Consider the following 19,079-nt stretch of genomic DNA (forward strand, 5'->3'; position numbering starts at 1 on the left):
TTTTTTGAAACATCCTTATTCTACGAACGTTTCCATTTAATAACATATTTCTCGCTGATATCGACCAACTTCATACCCAGAAGACTGATAATCGATACCAGAATAATAATAGCAAACATGGTATCATACTGAAACAGTTTCTTGGACTGAATCATGTAGACACCTAGTCCTTCAAAGCCTCCCAACCACTCAGATACTACTGTTGTGATAAAAGCGTAGGAGACACTGACTCTCAGACCTGCATAAAAGTAAGGCAGGCTGACTGGGATTTTAAAATGTCAAAGGATTTGCCAAGGTTTGGCCCGCATCAGACTAAACAAGGTCAGCATATCCTTGTCACAATGCCTAAAACCGTCCAAAATGCTGACGATGATAGGAAAGGTAGTCGTCAAGATAATCAAGACAATCTTGGGCAAAATCCCATAACCGAGCCACAAGACCAGGATAGGAGCTATGGCAATGGTCGGAATGGTCTGAACAACCACCATCATAGGGTAAATCAGATCGTTAAGCCAAGTCAAACTGTCCATGAGCACAGCCATGAGACAGGCAATCAAAACTCCCAAAATTAGACCTAGCAAAGCCACTCTCAAGGTCGCCCAGCTATGGTGCCAGAGAAATTCTCTATCACGCACAAAGGCCTGGAGAATTTCAAGAGGTGTCGGCAGGATAAACTTGGGGAGAAGTTTAAGAAAACCTGCTAGCTGCCAGATTGACAAGACCCCTAGAAAGCCCAATAGACTAATGTGTCGTCTCAGTATACTTTTCAAGTTTCTCATCAATACTTAAAATCTCTCCTACATTTATTTTGACATTAGCAAAGACATTATCTGCCTCCTGCCCTGCCACCTCTAGCGCTTCTTTGAGAATGCGCATAAGCTCATCAAACTCCCCTTCCAAGACCGTTTCAAATGGTGTCACCACCATAGTCACTTCTTGAGCTTTCAGATAAGCAATGACTTGATCGATAACAGCAATCCGATCAATTCCCTGTGATAGGGGTAAAACTTGCAAGGCAATGCTTGCTTTCATAAGAACCTCCTCTTCTCGTTTTCCTTTGACAACAAGAAAAACCTTTACCATATATGGAAAAGGTCAATAATAGACTAAGTATCGTTCCCTACGCTGGCATTACCCAGATCAGGTGCGGTCGAAGTTTAACACTTCCTCTCAGACTGTACACAGACTCCCATATATTATATGGACATATGATAGCGTAAAACAAAAAAATGTCAAGGAAACTGCTTACAGAAAAGAGTAGGAAATTTTCCTACTCCAATTTTCTATACTCGTACTCCATCACTATTTACTCTGTAGCCATCCACTGTCGTATTGACAGCTAAGGCGCCTGAAGAGTAAGAATAATACCACTTACCAGATACTTGGTACCAGCCCGTTTTCATTGCACCTGAACTATCTAAATAATACCACAGACCATTTTCCTTTAACCAGCCTGTCTGCATTTCACCAGATGATTTCAAATAATACCAACTAGAACCATCTTTCAGCCAGCCTGTTGATTTAGACCCATTTGATTTAAAATGATACCAACTACCATTTATTTTCTTCCAACCGACAGTTGAACTGTTATTGGATCCATAGTTAGAGCTATTTCCTGATTGATTCTGATAATTCTGTGAAGAAGTCAATCCCTCTAGCTGGATATAGCGACGACTTCCATTATAAGCCGTATAACTCAACCACTTGTATCCGTCTTTTTCGAGAATTTGATCATAATGAACATTCTCCCCAGGATAATAGTAATCAATCGCAGTTGCGCTAGCTAGAGGCTGATTTTTGATAGCAGCCTTAGACTTGAAAAAATGTGTTCCTCCTGTTGAAGCTGAGGATTGACTATTCCCAACACTGCCACCAGCTAAATCTTTAAAATGAATAAACCCCGTCATAGTATTTGCCTTCACGATGCGCTTGTTGTAAGATTCCCTTATTCCATAATTGTATTCTTCAATCTCAATCTCATCTCCTATTACATTTGACACCCAAGCAACATGACCATAAGTTCCTGCAGTAGACCAAGCAATAGAGCCAATCGTTGGTGTATTATCGACACGATAACCTTCACGACGAGCACGATAGCCCCATTCATTCGCATTCCCATAAGCAGCCGGAATCTCAAAACCATTGACATTACTCAAACGAAAGGCTGCAAAAGAAGTACACTGACGAGAATACATGCGCCACTTATCAATCTCCTGGCTCCCATTTTTATAATGAGCAGGATAATCATCCCCACGCGCAATCGATCCATTTCCTCCGGAATAGGCATATACACTATTACCCGCTGCTAACATCAATCCTACTACTAAAAAGGGAACAACCTTTTTAGCTGATTTTCTGAAAGAAAATCTTGTCTCTGCTACTTTAAATGGTGAAATTTTCATTCTTCCTCCTTGAAAAATAATATAAATCGAAGATTACCTTCACTTAAACTATTCGGAGAAAAAAAGAAAAAGTGAGAAAATTTCTCACTTTAGTCAAGATAATGAATCAAATTCTTTTCTGTAAGGATATCTGAGTAAGTAAAGGATTCAACGTAAACATTAGCTTGTTTATCTCCTTCAACGTTTCCAAATTCAACGATAAATAGGGATGGATAAACCTCAATTAGCTTACCCAATCTATTTTTTTGGCGCTTACGACCATTCTCCAAAGTCATTTCTACGACTTGACCCTCATGTGCCTTGATTTCTTCTTTGATTTTTTTCATCTTGGCTACATCTGTAAATGCATCTGACATCTTATGCCTCCCTCTTTGAGATACTTGAAAATTTATTGTATTCTTTTTGGAAAATTAATTCCACCGTTCCACGAGCTCCACTACGGTTTTTCTCGATAATAACTTCTACCTTATTATTCGGTATGCCTTCCTCTTCTTCACCACCACGCTCATAGTAGTCGTCGCGATAAAGAAAGGCTACGATATCAGCGTCCTGCTCAATAGACCCAGATTCACGAATATCAGACAAGACCGGTCTCTTATCCTGACGTTGTTCTACACCACGAGAAAGCTGACTTAGAGCGATTACTGGAACCTTCAGTTCCTTAGCTAAAATTTTCAACTGACGTGAAATTTCTGAAACCTCTTGTTGACGATTTTCTCGCCCAGTTCCCGTGATAAGCTGCAAATAGTCTATCAAAATCAATCCAAGATTTCCAGTTTCTTGAGCCAGTTTACGAGAACGAGAACGAATCTCTGTAATTCGAATTCCTGGCGTATCATCGATATAGATACTTGCATTAGCTAGATTCCCTTGAGCAATGGTATATTTTTGCCACTCCTCATCAGTCAATTGACCTGTACGGATAGAATGTGACTCCACCAAGCCTTCTGCAGCTAACATACGGTCCACTAGACTTTCCGCACCCATTTCGAGTGAAAAAATAGCAACCGTTTTGTCCAACTTAGTCCCAATATTCTGAGCAATATTCAAGGCAAAGGCTGTCTTACCAACCGCCGGACGAGCTGCTAAGATAATCAACTCCTCCTCATGAAGACCAGTCGTCATATGATCCAAGTCACGATAGCCTGTCGCAATACCTGTAATATCGGTCGTTTGTTGCGAGCGAGCTTCCAGATTTCCAAAGTTGATATTCAACACATCTCGAATGTTCTTAAATCCACTTCGATTAGCATTTTCGCTGACATCAATCAGGCCTTTTTCTGCCTGAGCAATGATTTCATCAGCTGGTTGCGAAGCCTCGTAAGCTTGATTAACAGACTCTGTCAACTTGGAGATTAATCGACGTAGAATGGCCTTCTCTGCAACAATCTTAGCATAATACTCCGCATTAGCAGAAGTTGGCACAGAATTGACAATCTCAACCAGGTAAGACAAGCCACCAATATTCTGCAAATCGCCTTGATTATCAAGAATGGTACGAACCGTTGTTGCATCTATAGCATCGCCACGATCGGATAAATCGACCATAGCTTGGAAAATCAAACGATGGGCATACTTAAAAAAGTCCCGAGACTCAATATATTCTCGCACAAAAACAAGCTTACTCTCATCAATAAAGATAGCCCCTAAAACGGATTGCTCAGCTAAGATATCTTGAGGTTGTACTCGTAACTCTTCTACTTCTGCCATCAGACTTCCCTTCCTTTTACAATCTTGTCAAGAAAGTGTAAATTTACCCTTCTTTCACACGAAGATTGATCACACTTGTGATATCTTGATAGATTTTCACTGGTACATCAATCAAACCAACCGCTCGAATCGGAGCTTGTACTTGGATATGACGTTTATCAATCTTAATTCCAAATTGCTTTTGCAATTCTTCTGCAATTTTCTTATTGGTAATAGAACCAAAAGTACGGCCATCTGGACCAACTTTTTCAACAAATTCTACAACCGTTTCTTCTGCTTCTAGTTGGGCTTTAATTGCTTTTGCTTCTGCAATCATCTCAGCGTGAGCTTTCTCTTCTGATTTTTGTTTACCACGAAGTTCACCTACAGCTTGAGCAGTCGCTTCTTTGGCTAGATTCTTTTTGATAAGAAAGTTTTGCGCATACCCTGTTGGTACTTCCTTAATTTCGCCTTTTTTACCTTTTCCTTTGACATCTGCTAAAAAGATTACTTTCATTCTTCTTTCTCCTTTTCCTTTATTTCATTTAATACAATTTCTGTCAGTTTTTCCCCTGCTTCTGACAAGGTTGAATCCTTAATTTGAGCTGCTGCCAAATTAAAGTGGCCTCCACCTCCCAGCTCTTCCATAATCCGTTGTACATTCAGCTTACTACGACTGCGAGCTGAGATAGAGATAAATCCTTGTGTATTCTTCGCAAGAACAAAACTCGCTTCAATACCTGACATAGCTAACATGGCATCTGCTGCCTTACTAATAACAACTGTATCATAGCATTTCGAGTCCTTAGCCTCTGCTATTAGTACATCTGAACCTAATTTACGCCCCTGTAAAATCAGTTCATTGACCTCACGATATTCTTCAAAATCTGTCGCAGCAATTTCTTGGATAGCAATACTATCACTTCCTCTCGTTCTGAGATAGCTAGCAACATCAAATGTCCGACTAGTCACTCGTGAGGTGAAATTTTTAGTATCCAACATCATACCAGCCATCAAGACACTTGCTTGCATACGACTCAAACGATTTTTCTTAGAATTCTGGAACTGAATCAATTCCGTTACCAACTCACTGGCACTACTTGCACCACTTTCGATATAAGTAATAACCGCATTATCTGGAAAATCCTGATCCCGTCTGTGGTGGTCGATGACGATGGTTTGGGTAAATAAATCATAAAAAGCTTTTGATAAAGTTAAGGCTGTCTTTGAATGGTCTACAAGAATCAACAAAGAACGATTGGTCACCATCCCCATTGCATCCTTAACAGACAACAACTTCGTAACTCCTTCTTTTTCTAAGAATGAAACAGCTCGTTCAATATCCGGAGACATCTGATTTTCATCATAAAGAGCATAACTATTTTCTGTTACATTACTAGCAAATAACTGCATACCTACAGCAGAACCCAAAGCATCCATATCAAGATTTTTGTGACCAACTACAAAAACCTGATCTACACTTCTAATTTTATCTGAAATAGCTGTCATCATAGCGCGCGTACGTGTCCTTGTACGCTTGATTGACGCCGCAGATCCACCACCAAAATAAACGGGATTTTTCGTTTCGTCATTCTCCTTGACAACCACCTGGTCGCCACCACGTACTTCAGCCAAGTTTAAGTTGAGCAATGCAACTTTCCCTATCTCATCATGATTTCCATCACCATAAGAAAAGCCCATACTTAAGGTCAATGGCAACTGTCTCTGTTTCGACTCTTCTCTGAAAGAATCAATAACAGAAAATTTATCGTTCATCAATCCCTCAAGCACCGTGTAGTCCGTAAATAGATAAAAGCGATCCATACTTACTCGACGGGAGAACATGGCATGTTTACCAGCAAATTCTGAAACAAAATTGGCTACAAAACTATTGATATGACTGATATCAGACTCCGATGTTTCATCTTCTAAATCATCATAGTTGTCAACGGAAACGACCCCAATCACAGGTCGACTCGTTACTAACTCAACAGTCGCTTCGTATTCTCCAGACACATCAAAGAAGTAAAGAACTCCAGACACCTTGTCCATATGAACCGAATAGCGGGTCTCACCCAAGGTAGCATAAGAACCTGGATTTCCTACCGATGCCTTGATAATTGTTTGAATTAATGCAACATCAATCTCGCCCACTTCATTAGTCAAAATCAATTCAGCATAAGGATTAAACCATTCAACTTCACCTGACGACAAGTCTAATTTAATAACTCCGACAGGCATCTGTTCTAACAAGGTTGTCAAACTTTCTTCAGCTTGGTGGTTTACATACTGGATTTGTTCTACTTCACTCTTTGAGTAGTAGTCTCTCTGATGGATGAATAATAAACTATATGAACCCAAAATAAGTAGCAAAAGAAATAGCGTTACCAGTGTATTCGTTACAAAAACAAGTTGCACAGATAGCACTCCGAACGCCACTATTCCTAATATTAAGGGGAAAATAGGACTTACATAAAATTTTTTCATTCCAAACCTCTTGGCACCCATTATACCATAATAACCACCAAAAAGCGACTTTTTAAAGGTGTAATCAGTAATTCTATCAATTATAAGAAAAAGGAGGTTTACAATTCAGTAAACCTTCCTTTACACATATTGAAATTAAGATTCTTTAACTTCTAACAAACCAATTTCGCCATCCTCACGACGATAAATCACATTGGTTGTCTGATCTTCAACATCCACATAGATAAAAAAATCATGTCCCAACAAATCCATCTGTAGAATAGCTTCTTCCAAATCCATTGGTTTTAAATCAATTTGTTTTGAACGAACCACTCTAGATTGGACAACATTTGTATCTTCCACCAAAGCATCTGTAAATAATTGACTAGTTGCTACCTTGTTTTTATTTTTACGCTCGATTTTTGTTTTATTTTTACGAATCTGACGTTCAATTTTATCAGTTACAAGGTCAATTGAACCATACATATCTTGAGACACATCTTCTGCACGAAGAGTAATTGAGCCAAGCGGAATCGTCACCTCCACTTTAGCCGTTTTTTCACGATACACCTTCAAGTTAACTCGAGCATCCAACTCTTGTTCAGCTTGAAAATACTTTTCGATCTTTTCGAGTTTAGAAACTACATAATCACGAATTGCTTCTGTTACTTCTAGGTTTTCACCACGGATACTATATTTAATCATATGAGTACCTTCTTTCTAAACATTTTTGTTTTTCTGATTTCATTATAACGCTTTCATTTTAGTTTTGCAAATTTTTTCCTCATCTTACAAGGGAAAATGTTTTTACATCTTCAGCACCAGCCTCTTCCAACAGTTTCTTCACACGATTTATAGTTGTTCCAGTAGTGTAAATGTCATCTATAAGTAGGATTTTTTTAGGAATAGTGACTCCCCTTTTAATAAAGAAAGGAAGTTCTGTCCCCAAGCGTTCTGAACGATTTTTAGAAGAACTGGCCCGCTCTTCTCTCTTCTCTAGTAAGTCTTGAAAAGAGAACCCTGCTGCTTCAACTAAACCTTCAACCTGGTTAAATCCCCTCTCAAGTAATCTTTCAGGACTTAGGGGAATTACGACAAATTGATACTCTTTGTACTTTTTCAACTCCTCACTTAAAAATGAAGCAAAAACTTTTCTTAAAAGGAAGTCTCCATCAAACTTATACCGACTGAAAAAATCCTTCATAGCTTGATTGTAAGTAAAAATCCCTCTATGACTGACCTCAATTCCTTCTTTACACCAAAATTGACAATCTTGACACTTTGTTGACAATCCTGTTTTCATACAGTTTGGACAGTACTCTTCTCCAATTTTCTCAAAAGTAGAATCACAATCTAAACAAAGACATGAGACATCATTCCTCAGAAGTAAGAGACTACTAAAAGTTAAAACAGCCTTCATAGTCTGCCCGCACAATAAGCACCTCATAGACCCGCTTCCTTATTCATCTGCTGAATTTCCTTAATTGCCTTCTTGATTGAAGTATTTAACCCATCATGGAAGAAAAGCAAATCTCCTGTCGGTCTGTCCATACTCCGACCGACACGTCCTCCAATCTGTATTAAACTAGACTTGGTAAAAAGACGATGATTGGCCTCTACTACAAAAACATCCACACAAGGGAAGGTAACTCCACGCTCCAATATTGTCGTACTGATAAGTATTGTCAGTTCTCCATCTCGAAAAGCTTGTACCTGTTCTAATCTATCTTCTGTTACAGAAGATACAAAGCCAATTTTCTCATTTGGAAATTGCTCCTGTAAGATTTCTTTTAACTGCTCCCCTTTCTTAATTTCTGAAGCAAAAATGAGTAACGGATAAGCTGTCTTTCTCTGCTTCTCAATATAGGACTTTAACTTTGGTGACAACCGATTTTTCTCTAAACAGTGATTAAAATCGGATAACCAGACAGGTTTAGGAATAATCAACGGATTTCCATGAAATCGTCTTGGCAAACTCAATCGTTTTAGTTCTCCTATGCGAACCTTCCTATCTAACTCATCAGTCGAAGTCGCTGTTAAAAAGATTCTCAGTCCATTCTCCTTTACACTATTCTTGACAGCATGGTAAAGCTTGGGATTGTCAACATAAGGAAAGGCATCTACTTCATCCACTATCAGCAAATCAAAAGCTTGATAAAACTTCAATAACTGATGGGTCGTCGCAACAACTAGTGGTGTTCGAAAATACGGCTCTGATTCTCCGTGTAGTAAAGATATCTCGCAAGCAAAATCATCTTGCAGGCGCTTGTACAGCTCCAAACAAACATCTATGCGAGGACTAGCCAAGCATACTGCACCACCCGCATTGATCACTTTAGCTACTACTTGATAAATCATTTCTGTCTTTCCAGCTCCTGTTACAGCGTGAACCAAGGTTGGTTCCTGCTTGTCTACAGCTTGAATTAGTCCCTCTGACACCTTCTCTTGAAAAGGAGTTAATTGACCGCGCCATTTGAGAATATCTTGCTTCGCAAAATCCTCCTGCGGAAAATAGTATAAAGCTTGATCACTCCTGACTCGCTTCATCAGTAAACACTCCCTACAATAATAAGCACCGATGGGCAAATACCATTCATCTAAAATAGCACTATCACAACGTTGACAGAAAAGTTTCCCTTTCTCCTTTCTCATTGCTGGAAGTTTCTCCGCCAACTGACGTTCCTCTTTTGTTAATTCATTCTCAGTAAACAAACGACCGAGATAATTTGGATTTACTTTCATACTTCTTTATTCGTAAAAACCTAGCGCTTTAGATGATTTTTTAGTACAATTAAATCATGGAATTTAGAACAATTAAAGAGGACGGACAAGTCCAAGAAGAAATCAAAAAATCCCGCTTTATCTGTCATGCCAAGCGTGTTTATAGCGAAGAAGAGGCTCGTGAATTCATCACCACCATCAAAAAAGAACACTACAAAGCGACGCATAACTGCTCTGCCTTCATTATTGGAGAACGTAGTGAAATCAAACGTACAAGTGATGATGGTGAACCCAGTGGTACTGCTGGCGTTCCCATGCTAGGGGTACTAGAAAATCACAATCTCACCAATGTCTGTGTGATAGTGACACGCTACTTTGGTGGCATTAAACTAGGTGCTGGAGGATTGATTCGTGCTTACGCTGGTAGTGTAGCTTTAGCTGTCAAAGAAATTGGCATCATTGAAATAAAGGAACAGGCTGGAATTGCTATTCAAATGTCCTACGCTCAGTACCAAGAGTACAATAACTTCCTTAAAGAACATAGTCTCATGGAGCTGGATACAAACTTTACAGATCAAGTCTATACGATGATTTATGTTGATAAAAAAGAAAAAGAAACTATTAAAGCTGCACTTGTAGAGTTTTTTAATGGAAAGGTCACTTTAACTGATCAAGGTTTACGAGAAGTTGAAGTTCCTGTAAACTTAGTGTAAATAATAGATAATACAGTTTTTTACTGACATTCTCACCGCTACTTTAATTAGCAACATAAAAAGATACTTGCCAAGACCTACTAGAAAATGAAGCAATTCAAAAAGAAAACGGATAGCGTTCTCCTTTTCACCTATTTACTAGAATTAGCTTGTCACAATCACTTAAAAATTAATGGCTTAGACCTATGATATAAAAAAATCCTATCGCTTCGATAGGATTTCTATATTTTACAAATGGTATAGATAGCGTTATACTAGAAATATCTTATACAAAGAGGTATTCATATGTCTATTTATAACAACATTACTGAACTAATCGGTCAAACTCCGATTGTTAAACTCAACAATATTGTGCCAGAAGGTGCTGCGGATGTCTATGTAAAACTTGAAGCATTCAACCCTGGTTCTTCTGTAAAAGACCGTATTGCTCTTAGCATGATTGAAAAAGCTGAACAAGACGGTATTCTAAAACCGGGTGCTACCATTGTTGAAGCAACAAGTGGAAACACTGGTATTGGACTCTCATGGGTAGGTGCTGCTAAAGGGTATAAAGTTGTCATTGTTATGCCTGAAACTATGAGTGTAGAACGCCGTAAGATTATCCAAGCCTATGGAGCTGAACTCGTCCTCACTCCTGGTAGCGAAGGAATGAAAGGTGCTATCGCCAAAGCACAAGAAATCGCTGCTGAACGCGATGGTTTCCTTCCTCTTCAATTTGACAATCCAGCTAATCCAGAAGTACACGAAAGAACAACAGGAGCTGAGATACTAGCTGCTTTCGGTAAAGATGGATTAGATGCCTTTGTTGCTGGAGTTGGTACCGGTGGAACAATTTCTGGTGTTTCTCATGCACTCAAAACAGCAAATTCAAACATTCAAGTTTATGCAGTGGAAGCTGACGAATCTGCTATTCTATCTGGTGAAAAACCAGGACCACACAAAATTCAAGGTATCTCAGCTGGATTTATTCCTGATACACTTGATACTAAAGCCTATGATGGTATCGTTCGTGTAACATCAGACGATGCTCTCGCACTTGGACGTGAAATTGGTGGAAAAGAAGGATTCCTTGTAGGGATTTCTTCAGCTGCAGCTATCTATGGAGCCATTGAAGTTGCTAAGAAATTAGGTACAGGTAAGAAAGTACTTGCTCTAGCACCAGATAACGGCGAACGTTATCTCTCTACAGCACTCTATGAATTTGAAGTGTAGTCTCCTAAATACACTTAGCCCTTATTATAGGGCTTTTTATTTATACCTTAAAAGTACCTATAAAGATCGACTGCATAGAAAAAGGAAGCAATTTGGCTTCCTTTTTATTATTAGTTATTCAAGGCTGCTGCCATTGTAGCTGCAACTTCAGCTTCGAAGTCGTTTGCAGCTTTTTCGATACCTTCACCAACTTCAAAGCGAGCGAACTCAACTACTGAAGCGTTAACTGATTCAAGGTATGCTTCAACTGTCTTGCTGTCATCCATGATGTATACTTGTGCAAGAAGTGTGTAAGCTTGGTCAACTTTAGTGTTATCAAGCATGAAGCGATCCATTTTACCTGGGATGATTTTATCCCAGATTTTTTCTGGTTTGCCTTCTGCAGCCAATTCAGCTTTGATGTCAGCTTCAGCTTGGGCAATAACATCATCAGTCAATTGAGCTTTTGATCCATACTTCAAGTGTGGAAGAGCTGGTTTGTTGACCATTGCACGGCTTTCATTGTCTTGGTCGATTACGTGGTTCAATTGTGCCAACTCATCTTTAACGAATTGCTCATCCAATTCTTTATAAGAAAGAACTGTTGGTTTCATCGCTGCGATATGCATTGACAATTGTTTAGCAAGAGCTTCATCTCCACCTTCAACAACTGAAATAACACCGATACGTCCACCGTTATGTTGGTAAGCTCCAAAGTGTTGTGCGTCTGTTTTTTCAATCAATGCAAAGCGACGGAATGAGATTTTTTCTCCGATAGTTGCTGTTGCAGATACGTATGCAGCTTCAAGAGTTTCACCTGAAGGCATTGTCAAAGCAAGAGCTTCTTCATTGTTAGCAGGTTTTCCTTCGACAATAACTTTAGCTGTAGTATTTACCAATTCAACGAATTGAGCGTTTTTCGCAACGAAGTCAGTTTCAGCGTTTACTTCAATAACTGCTGCAACATTACCGTTAACATAAACACCAGTCAAACCTTCTGCAGCAACACGGTCAGCTTTCTTAGCTGCCTTAGCCATACCTTTTTCACGAAGCAATTCAATCGCTTTTTCGATGTCACCGTCTGTTTCTACAAGCGCTTTTTTAGCGTCCATAACTCCGGCACCAGATTTTTCACGCAACTCTTTTACAAGTTTAGCTGTAATTTCTGCCATTTTGATTCTCCTATATTTTTTAAAAATAGGAGAGCCGGGCTAAGCCCCGCCCTCCTAGGTAATTACTATTTATATGAATTAAGCGTTGTCGCCTTCTACAACTTCAACGATTTCTTCGATTGAATCTGCTTGAGCTTCTGAAGCTGCAAATTCTGCTTCAACTGCTGCTGCATCTTCACCTTGACGTCCTTCAATGATAGCGTCAGCCAATTTAGCTGTAATCAATTTAACAGCGCGGATAGCGTCATCGTTAGCTGGGATGATTACATCGATATCATCTGGATCAGTGTTTGTGTCAACCATCGCTACAACTGGGATTCCCAATTTTTTAGCTTCTTTAACAGCGATTTGCTCTTTATGTGGGTCAACTACGTACATCACATCTGGGATACGAGGCATATCTTCGATACCACCCAAGAATTTTTCAAGACGTGCACGTTGTTTGTTAAGAAGTGCAACTTCTTTCTTAGGAAGAACTTCGAAAGTTCCATCTTCTTCCATACGTTTAATTTCTTTCAAACGAGCGATACGTTTTTGGATTGTTCCCCAGTTTGTAAGAGTTCCACCCAACCAACGGTGGTTGATGAAGTATTGACCTGAACGTACTGCTTCTTCAGCAACTGCATCAGCTGCTTGTTTCTTAGTACCAACGAACAATACAACTGCATCGTTAGCTGCTGCATCACGCATGAAGTCGTATGCTTGGTCAGCGTATTTTACAGTTTGTTGCAAGTCGATAACGTGGATTCCGTTACGCTCAGTGAAGATGTACTTAGCCATCTTAGGGTTCCAGCGACGAGTTTGGTGACCAAAGTGTACACCAGCCTCAAGAAGTTGTTTCATTGAAATTACTGCCATGAGTATTTCTCCTTTTTGTTTTTTTCCTCTTCTTGACTTCAACTCGCAAAACGACCCAAGGGCAACTGTTTCACAATTCATCAAGAATGAGTATTATCGTTCACACGACAAGTTTCATTTTACCATACTTTTTCAATATTTTCAAGCTGTTTTAGTAGATTTTTAAAGTAAGTTAACTATATAAATCATAAAAGAGACTCGAATAGAGCCTCTTCGTTTCATTCATTAGTTTGGATAGATATATGTTACAAAACCTTCTGAAGTTGTAGTAGGATTGAACCATCCACGTTTGTTTCCGATTGTACGATTTCCACCATAGTTTGATTCAGATACTTGGATACTTGTTGATGATGAAACAGCTGTAACTACTGCTACGTGTCCATATCCGCCATCATTCCAACATGCAATCGCACCAACTTCAGGCGTAGATCCTGTACGGAAACCTGCAGCAGCTGCACTTGTAGCCCACTGTGCTCCATTACCCCAGTAGTCTCCAGCCCAAGGGGCCAAGGTTTTAGCTCCCCATGTACACTCACCAGTTGGATAACTTGAAGCATTTGTACTGTATGTTGGACGATGTTTTACTGGTGCAGGTGTGTAACTTGAAGATGATTCAGATGAGCTAGATACTGCTTGAACTTCTGCTGTAAAAGTTGTATTTCCAGAAGCAACGACTGTTTGTTGTTGACTTGCTTGTTTAGCTTTATAAGCAGCTTCTGCTTCTGCAGCTGCTTTAGCTTCCGCTTCCGCTGCAGCTTTTTTCTCAAGTAAACTTGCTTTTTCATCCTCTGCAGTAGCCTTTTCAGCAGCAAGATTCAATTCGGCAGCTTTCAACTCTGCTTGTTTTGTAGTTAATGTTTGAGCATCATCAGCTAGTTTTTGCTGATTTGCAATAACTGTATTGATAGCATCATTATTTGCTACTTGTTTTTCAGAAATAGCTTTTTTATCTGCTTTTTGTTGTTCCAACATCTTGTTGTTTGCAGATACGATTTCACTCATTGCAGCAACACGTGAAATAGCTTCTGTAATTGATTTCGAATTTACAATTGTATTGATGTAGTTTGTTGCAGCTCCATTTGTTTGAGCACTACGAGCTTGTTTTTGCAAAGAATCATTACGAGATACAATATTCTTAGATAGTTCTGTAATTTCACCCTCAAGCTTTTTAGATTCTGCTTGTAATCTATCATTTTCAGATTGCAAGTTTGATTGCTCTGTTTGAATAGCAGACACTTGCTCCTGAATTTGATCAACTTGTTTTTGGGCTTCTTGTTGTTGTGCTGTTAAGTTACTAATTTTATTATCTTGAGCAGCAATTTTGTCATCAGTAGTTTCTGCATGCGCAGTTGTTAAAACAGCTGCTTGAGAAACCATTACTGTACTTAGTAAAAGTGACGCTAAGATTTTTTTCTTCATATTGCGTAGATACTCCTTCTTTTAAAGACATTACTAGTATACCAAAAAAAGGCCTAATGAATATTACGCCTTTGTTACATTTTTATTTCTTTCTTATAGGTAAAATTTTTCAAAAATAAACTGAAAAATAATCATCCATATAAGGTTCAAAATCATTGATGGAACTAAACTATAGACTATGAATAAAGACATACTATCCACAGTTAAACCTACCGCTTTTGCAAGTATGTAAGCCCCCATTTCAAATAGAAAAGTCATGACAATAATTGCTAACATTCTCGTCCAACGATTCAATAAAATAATACTATTAAATTTATGGATGAATACCCCCAACAAGACGAACAACAGAGTCGCAATTCCAATCAAGTGGAAAAAGTAAATATCATAAACCAAACCAACTACAAAACAATAAGCTAAATAGAAATACTCTGATACTTCAATCGTCTCGAATAAAAGAAACAAAAACAGAAAATGACTAGCCAAATGTACATGGGGAAAAAATGACCCCAGAAGCTGGCTAATATGGGCATCAATTAGAACAAAGAAAGGAAGCAATAAAAACACTCCAACTCGCTTCAACTGTCTCATTATGAATTCCCCACTAATTCTATCACATCCACATTATGAGTATCTGCACTCAATTTAACAGTTACTTCTCGTGTCAAATAATCTGTACTATGCGTTGTGGCAACCACTTCACCAACAGGAATATCCGCAACATTAAAGTTTCCTAATCCACCAGTGATCACCTTATCTCCTGCACTAATATCGCTGTTACTATTTAATTGACTAATTTTAAGAACTTCATTTTCCTTGTCATAGCCAACAATAATCCCATAAATTGTAGTAGAACCATGTTGAATTTTAACAGAAATCTTATCAGCATTTTCTGTATTTGTCAGAAGGTTAACCATAGTAGAGTTCTCCTCTACTTTTGAAACGCTCCCAATCAAACCACCATTTGCAATGGCTAACATGTTCTCAGAAGCCCCTTTTGATTTGCCTGCATCCAGGGTCAACTCCTGCTTCCAAGATACTGGAGAACGCATAATAACATCTGCTGCTAAAGTCTTTGTAGCTTGCAACTTGGACTTCATATCAAGCAATTGGCGCAATTGTTCATTTTCTGTCTTTAAACTTTCCGCCACATTTGATTTAACTTCTAATTGATAAATCTGTTTCTTCAAACTTTCATTTTCATTATATGTTCGTGTTAAATGAGCCAAATCTGATTTGACAGAATCAAACCACTGAAAAGGTTTTTGCACAACCCTATCAACCAATGAGATTCCATCTCCTAATTTTGTCACAATTGTACTTGAATAAGTCGTCGCCAAGAGAGCTGAGACAAGCAGAACAGTGACAAAAACAATAATGACATATTTTGATTTTTTAAAACGGTTCATATCCCTACCTTTATATCAAAAACTGTTACAGTAACTTTTTTATCAATTCCTGAAATCTACTAAGATTTTAAGAAAAATAAACAACAACCAAGTACGAGAACAACAATAATGGTCAGCGTATCCTTTCGAGTCCATTTCAATTGTCTGTATTGACTTCTCCCTTTTCCACCCTGATAACCACGCGCTTCCATGGCGATAGCCAAGGAATCTGCACGTTTTAAACTTGTCGCAAAAAGAGGAATCAAAATGGGAATCATAGCCTTCACCTTTTGAACAATACTTCCTTCTCCAAAATCCACTCCACGCGCTTTCTGTGCATTCATAATCCGCGTCGTATCATCCATCAAGGTTGGGACAAAACGCAAACTCATAGACAGCATCAAACCGATTTCATGAACTGGAACTTTCACACGCTTTAAAGTCGCTAACAAAGCTTCGACAGCTGATGCCAAACTTAAGGGCATGGTCGTTAAGGTTAACAAAGTTGAAAAGAAAATAATCAATACAAAGCGACAAAAGATAATTCCAGCTTGTTGCAAAGCATAATCCGTAATTCTCACAAACGAAAACTCAAACAAAACATTCCCATTAGAAATGAAAAACAATTGAAAAATAGTTGTGAAGGCAATCAAGAAAAACATAGATTTCAAGCCCTGAATAAAGAATGAAAGAGATACTCCTGACAAGGCAATAAATATCCCTGTCACCATAAAAAGAATTAGATTCGTCAAGGGATTATTAGCCCAAAAAACGATCAAAATCAGTAGCATCATAGCCAGTAATTTGCTGCGTGGATCCAATCGGTGAACTATCGAATCCCCTGGGATATAACGCCCCAAAATCATACTATCCATTTAGCGACTCCTTGAACTCCTCTATCTTAATCGGTAATCGTTTAAATGACACGCCTCTATCAGCCAATCGTTTACAAAAAGCTGTAATTTTAGGTACTCCCAACTGCACTTCTTCCATAAAAACAACATCTTGAAAGACATCACTCGGTTTACCAAACTTAACTAAACGTCCCTTTTCCATCACATATACCTGGTTCGCATATTCAGCAACATCATCCATCAAATGTGTTACTAAGACGATGGTCATCCCTGACTGATGGAGCTTTTTGAACAAATTCATCAACTCTTTTCTTCCCAGAGGATCCAGGCCTGCTGTGGGTTCATCTAAGACTAATATAGCTGGTTCCATGGCAAGTATGCCTGCAATGGCCACACGTCTCATTTGTCCACCTGATAACTCAAACGGACTGCGATCAAAAAGTGATTCATCAATTCCAACCAGAGCCAGTTTCTCACGCGCAATCTGCTCCGCATCTTCTTCAGAAACTCCAAAATTTTGCGGTCCAAAAGCAACATCCTTCAAAACCGTTTCTTCAAAAATCTGATTTTCAGCAAACTGAAATACCAAGCCAACCTGTTTTCTAATTTGACGAATATCTTTATTTTTAGAAGTCGAAGTGATTAAGGTATCAAAAACTCGCACACTCCCTTGACTTGGCACCAACAAACCATTTAAAAGTTGTAAAATAGTTGATTTACCACTACCTGTGTGGCCAATTAAAGCCGTATAAGAACCATCTTCAATCGTCAAAGAAACATCTGACAAAGCTGTTGAAGCTAAGGGAGTCCCTTCTTGATACGTAAAACTCACATTTTCTAGAGCAATTCCCATAGTTTATCCTCTAGCTCACTTTCTGTCAAATAATTTTCAGGCAAATCATAGCCATTCTGGCTCAAAGAATGTTTTAATTGATTAGCAAAAGGATCGTCTAATCCAATTTGATCCAAATCATTTCGAGAGAAAAGCTCCCTTGGACTACTAGTTGATTCAATTGACCCTTTTTTCATAATCAACACACGATCACTCATGGCAACTTCTTCCAAATCATGTGTAATGGAAATGACCGTCATATCATAGTCTTTCCGAATTCCTTTTACTGTCTCAATCAGTTCTCTACGTCCCTCAGGATCCAACATACTCGTTGCTTCATCTAAGATTAAAATAGCTGGTCTTAGGGCTACAACACCTGCAATAGCCACACGTTGCTTTTGGCCACCTGATAGACGCGCTGGCTCTCTCTTTTTAAAGTCCAACATGCCAACCAAATCCAGAGCTTCTTCCACTCTCTTTTTCATTTCTTGACGAGAAAGTCCCTGATTTTCCAAACCAAAGGCAACATCATCTTCAACAGTCGCTCCAACAAATTGATTGTCTGGATTTTGAAAAACCATACCGATTTGACGACGTATATTCCAAACATTTTCCTCAGTCAAACGTTGACCATCAATTACAATCTCTCCAGATTCTGCTTCCAGTAAGCCATCAATTAATCGAACCGTCGTTGATTTACCACTACCATTATGACCTACAATCGAAAGCCATTCTCCACGTTTCACGTGAAACGTAATATCCTTCACATCATAGTATTCTTGACTTTCCTTATAACGAAAAGAAAGATTTTTTACATCAATTATTGATTTCATTTCGAACCAAATGTCCCTTTAAATACATAGGCACTACCCTTGAAATAATCATAGCCAGAGTAGATAGTGAAAAACAAGGCTACATAAAGTAGAACTTGACCAAGCAAAGTCCAATGTAATAGCAAGAAAATAATCGCAAACATCTGACTGAAAGTTTTAATTTTTCCAGGCATGGCTGCTGCTAAAACTGTTCCACCAGTTTCAACTAATAAAAGTCTTAAACCTGTCACAGCCAACTCACGACAGATGATCACTGCAACAATCCAAGCTGGAGCCATACCTAACTCAATCAGCATAATAAAAGCAGACATAACTAGTAGCTTATCCGCCATAGGATCTGCAAATTTACCAAAATTACTGACCACATTCCATTTACGAGCTAAATATCCATCTAAGTAGTCTGTGATACTGGCAATAGCAAAGATAATAGCTGCCACAATATGACTCTCTATCGAATTTCCTATCGTTAAAATAAAGATAAAAATAGGTATAAAGAGAATTCGACCTATTGTTAAGAGATTTGGAATTTGTTCTTTTTTCATTC

Annotated in this window: 20 protein-coding genes, 2 pseudogenes and 1 riboswitch; of the genes and pseudogenes, 3 read left to right on the top strand and 19 right to left on the bottom strand. The window is 38.7% G+C overall.

Annotated elements, in window-relative coordinates; translation table 11 throughout:
• Positions 1-20 precede the first annotated feature (20 nt).
• The 10 genes and pseudogenes from TZ90_RS08350 to TZ90_RS08395 form a co-directional block, all read right to left on the bottom strand.
• Positions 21-779: pseudogene (locus TZ90_RS08350) on the bottom strand (ABC transporter permease).
• A complete protein-coding gene (locus tag TZ90_RS08355; RefSeq protein ID WP_045612468.1) occupies positions 742-1,032 on the bottom strand; it encodes a thiamine-binding protein in 291 nt (96 codons plus the stop codon). The pseudogene TZ90_RS08350 and the gene TZ90_RS08355 overlap by 38 nt, the downstream one beginning before the upstream one ends.
• A 68-nt stretch (positions 1,033-1,100) precedes the next feature.
• A riboswitch (TPP riboswitch) is annotated at positions 1,101-1,203 on the bottom strand.
• Between the two features lie 80 nt (positions 1,204-1,283).
• Positions 1,284-2,402 carry a choline binding-anchored murein hydrolase CbpD gene (cbpD, locus tag TZ90_RS08360; RefSeq protein WP_000703686.1) on the bottom strand — a complete coding sequence of 373 codons (1,119 nt, stop codon included), beginning with the start codon at positions 2,400-2,402 and terminating at the stop codon, positions 1,284-1,286.
• An 89-nt stretch (positions 2,403-2,491) separates the two neighbouring features.
• On the bottom strand, positions 2,492-2,758 hold the full coding sequence (locus TZ90_RS08365; RefSeq protein WP_001278169.1) for a Veg family protein: 267 nt from the start codon (positions 2,756-2,758) through the stop codon (positions 2,492-2,494).
• A gap of 1 nt (position 2,759) precedes the next feature.
• The gene (dnaB, locus tag TZ90_RS08370) at positions 2,760-4,112 is read right to left on the bottom strand and encodes a replicative DNA helicase (RefSeq protein ID WP_000852485.1); all 1,353 of its coding nucleotides are present in this window, start codon (positions 4,110-4,112) and stop codon (positions 2,760-2,762) included.
• Positions 4,113-4,155: 43 nt separating this feature from the next.
• Positions 4,156-4,608 (bottom strand): 50S ribosomal protein L9, encoded by a 453-nt coding sequence (gene rplI, locus TZ90_RS08375; RefSeq protein ID WP_000864214.1) that lies wholly within the window; start codon positions 4,606-4,608, stop codon positions 4,156-4,158.
• The gene (locus TZ90_RS08380; RefSeq protein ID WP_000715142.1) at positions 4,605-6,578 is read right to left on the bottom strand and encodes a DHH family phosphoesterase; all 1,974 of its coding nucleotides are present in this window, start codon (positions 6,576-6,578) and stop codon (positions 4,605-4,607) included. Before TZ90_RS08380 ends, rplI begins: the two co-directional genes overlap by 4 nt.
• Positions 6,579-6,713: 135 nt before the next feature.
• Positions 6,714-7,262, bottom strand: a complete 549-nt coding sequence (gene hpf, locus TZ90_RS08385) for a ribosome hibernation-promoting factor, HPF/YfiA family (protein ID WP_004255322.1) — start codon at positions 7,260-7,262, stop codon at positions 6,714-6,716.
• Positions 7,263-7,341: 79 nt separating this feature from the next.
• Positions 7,342-8,004 (bottom strand): ComF family protein, encoded by a 663-nt coding sequence (locus TZ90_RS08390; RefSeq protein WP_045612472.1) that lies wholly within the window; start codon positions 8,002-8,004, stop codon positions 7,342-7,344.
• Positions 8,001-9,299, bottom strand: a complete 1,299-nt coding sequence (locus tag TZ90_RS08395) for an ATP-dependent helicase ComFA (protein WP_045612473.1) — start codon at positions 9,297-9,299, stop codon at positions 8,001-8,003. Before TZ90_RS08395 ends, TZ90_RS08390 begins: the two co-directional genes overlap by 4 nt.
• Positions 9,300-9,355: 56 nt before the next feature.
• On the opposite strand from TZ90_RS08395, the gene TZ90_RS08400 reads away from it, so the two are divergent.
• From TZ90_RS08400 to cysK, 3 genes and pseudogenes are all read left to right on the top strand, one after another.
• Positions 9,356-9,991, top strand: coding sequence for a YigZ family protein (locus TZ90_RS08400; protein ID WP_045612475.1), 636 nt, complete (start codon positions 9,356-9,358; stop codon positions 9,989-9,991).
• Between the two features lie 93 nt (positions 9,992-10,084).
• Positions 10,085-10,180 (top strand): annotated as a pseudogene (locus TZ90_RS10695) (PH domain-containing protein); the annotation flags it as partial.
• A gap of 96 nt (positions 10,181-10,276) precedes the next feature.
• Positions 10,277-11,203: a cysteine synthase A gene (gene cysK / locus TZ90_RS08405; protein WP_045612477.1), complete on the top strand. Its 927-nt coding sequence runs from the start codon at positions 10,277-10,279 to the stop codon at positions 11,201-11,203.
• 110 nt (positions 11,204-11,313) lie between these two features.
• Here the strand turns inward: cysK and tsf are convergent, their stop codons facing one another.
• The 9 genes from tsf to pgsA all read right to left on the bottom strand — a co-directional run bounded on the left by tsf (position 11,314) and on the right by pgsA (position 19,077).
• On the bottom strand, positions 11,314-12,354 hold the full coding sequence (gene tsf / locus TZ90_RS08410) for a translation elongation factor Ts (RefSeq protein WP_045612478.1): 1,041 nt from the start codon (positions 12,352-12,354) through the stop codon (positions 11,314-11,316).
• 78 nt (positions 12,355-12,432) lie between these two features.
• Positions 12,433-13,212, bottom strand: coding sequence for a 30S ribosomal protein S2 (gene rpsB, locus TZ90_RS08415; protein ID WP_000268459.1), 780 nt, complete (start codon positions 13,210-13,212; stop codon positions 12,433-12,435).
• Positions 13,213-13,437: 225 nt separating this feature from the next.
• Entirely contained in the window at positions 13,438-14,631 is a 1,194-nt protein-coding gene (gene pcsB / locus TZ90_RS08420; RefSeq protein WP_045612480.1) for a peptidoglycan hydrolase PcsB, read from the bottom strand.
• A 93-nt stretch (positions 14,632-14,724) separates the two neighbouring features.
• Entirely contained in the window at positions 14,725-15,219 is a 495-nt protein-coding gene (gene mreD, locus TZ90_RS08425; RefSeq protein ID WP_045612482.1) for a rod shape-determining protein MreD, read from the bottom strand.
• A complete protein-coding gene (gene mreC / locus TZ90_RS08430; RefSeq protein WP_045612483.1) occupies positions 15,219-16,037 on the bottom strand; it encodes a rod shape-determining protein MreC in 819 nt (272 codons plus the stop codon). The genes mreD and mreC overlap by 1 nt, the downstream gene beginning before the upstream one ends.
• A gap of 59 nt (positions 16,038-16,096) precedes the next feature.
• Positions 16,097-16,891 carry an energy-coupling factor transporter transmembrane component T family protein gene (locus TZ90_RS08435; RefSeq protein ID WP_045612485.1) on the bottom strand — a complete coding sequence of 265 codons (795 nt, stop codon included), beginning with the start codon at positions 16,889-16,891 and terminating at the stop codon, positions 16,097-16,099.
• A complete protein-coding gene (locus TZ90_RS08440) occupies positions 16,884-17,723 on the bottom strand; it encodes an energy-coupling factor transporter ATPase (RefSeq protein WP_000510424.1) in 840 nt (279 codons plus the stop codon). Before TZ90_RS08440 ends, TZ90_RS08435 begins: the two co-directional genes overlap by 8 nt.
• Positions 17,708-18,535: an energy-coupling factor ABC transporter ATP-binding protein gene (locus TZ90_RS08445; RefSeq protein WP_045612486.1), complete on the bottom strand. Its 828-nt coding sequence runs from the start codon at positions 18,533-18,535 to the stop codon at positions 17,708-17,710. Before TZ90_RS08445 ends, TZ90_RS08440 begins: the two co-directional genes overlap by 16 nt.
• Complete coding sequence (gene pgsA, locus TZ90_RS08450; RefSeq protein ID WP_000712127.1) at positions 18,532-19,077, bottom strand: CDP-diacylglycerol--glycerol-3-phosphate 3-phosphatidyltransferase; 546 nt, start codon at positions 19,075-19,077, stop codon at positions 18,532-18,534. Before pgsA ends, TZ90_RS08445 begins: the two co-directional genes overlap by 4 nt.
• Between the last annotated feature and the right edge of the window lie 2 nt (positions 19,078-19,079).

Source organism: Streptococcus mitis, assembly GCF_000960005.1.
Taxonomy (GTDB): Bacteria; Bacillota; Bacilli; order Lactobacillales; family Streptococcaceae; genus Streptococcus; species Streptococcus mitis_CK.

Bases quoted from the DNA above. Each gene is read 5' to 3' on its own strand.
- TZ90_RS08355 (WP_045612468.1), bottom strand. From the start codon at position 1,032: ATGAAAGCAAGCATTGCCTTGCAAGTTTTACCCCTATCACAGGGAATT.
- cbpD (WP_000703686.1), bottom strand. From the start codon at position 2,402: ATGAAAATTTCACCATTTAAAGTAGCAGAGACAAGATTTTCTTTCAGA.
- TZ90_RS08365 (WP_001278169.1), bottom strand. From the start codon at position 2,758: ATGTCAGATGCATTTACAGATGTAGCCAAGATGAAAAAAATCAAAGAA.
- dnaB (WP_000852485.1), bottom strand. From the start codon at position 4,112: ATGGCAGAAGTAGAAGAGTTACGAGTACAACCTCAAGATATCTTAGCT.
- rplI (WP_000864214.1), bottom strand. From the start codon at position 4,608: ATGAAAGTAATCTTTTTAGCAGATGTCAAAGGAAAAGGTAAAAAAGGC.
- TZ90_RS08380 (WP_000715142.1), bottom strand. From the start codon at position 6,578: ATGAAAAAATTTTATGTAAGTCCTATTTTCCCCTTAATATTAGGAATA.
- hpf (WP_004255322.1), bottom strand. From the start codon at position 7,262: ATGATTAAATATAGTATCCGTGGTGAAAACCTAGAAGTAACAGAAGCA.
- TZ90_RS08390 (WP_045612472.1), bottom strand. From the start codon at position 8,004: ATGAGGTGCTTATTGTGCGGGCAGACTATGAAGGCTGTTTTAACTTTT.
- TZ90_RS08395 (WP_045612473.1), bottom strand. From the start codon at position 9,299: ATGAAAGTAAATCCAAATTATCTCGGTCGTTTGTTTACTGAGAATGAA.
- TZ90_RS08400 (WP_045612475.1), top strand. From the start codon at position 9,356: ATGGAATTTAGAACAATTAAAGAGGACGGACAAGTCCAAGAAGAAATC.
- cysK (WP_045612477.1), top strand. From the start codon at position 10,277: ATGTCTATTTATAACAACATTACTGAACTAATCGGTCAAACTCCGATT.
- tsf (WP_045612478.1), bottom strand. From the start codon at position 12,354: ATGGCAGAAATTACAGCTAAACTTGTAAAAGAGTTGCGTGAAAAATCT.
- rpsB (WP_000268459.1), bottom strand. From the start codon at position 13,212: ATGGCAGTAATTTCAATGAAACAACTTCTTGAGGCTGGTGTACACTTT.
- pcsB (WP_045612480.1), bottom strand. From the start codon at position 14,631: ATGAAGAAAAAAATCTTAGCGTCACTTTTACTAAGTACAGTAATGGTT.
- mreD (WP_045612482.1), bottom strand. From the start codon at position 15,219: ATGAGACAGTTGAAGCGAGTTGGAGTGTTTTTATTGCTTCCTTTCTTT.
- mreC (WP_045612483.1), bottom strand. From the start codon at position 16,037: ATGAACCGTTTTAAAAAATCAAAATATGTCATTATTGTTTTTGTCACT.
- TZ90_RS08435 (WP_045612485.1), bottom strand. From the start codon at position 16,891: ATGGATAGTATGATTTTGGGGCGTTATATCCCAGGGGATTCGATAGTT.
- TZ90_RS08440 (WP_000510424.1), bottom strand. From the start codon at position 17,723: ATGGGAATTGCTCTAGAAAATGTGAGTTTTACGTATCAAGAAGGGACT.
- TZ90_RS08445 (WP_045612486.1), bottom strand. From the start codon at position 18,535: ATGAAATCAATAATTGATGTAAAAAATCTTTCTTTTCGTTATAAGGAA.
- pgsA (WP_000712127.1), bottom strand. From the start codon at position 19,077: ATGAAAAAAGAACAAATTCCAAATCTCTTAACAATAGGTCGAATTCTC.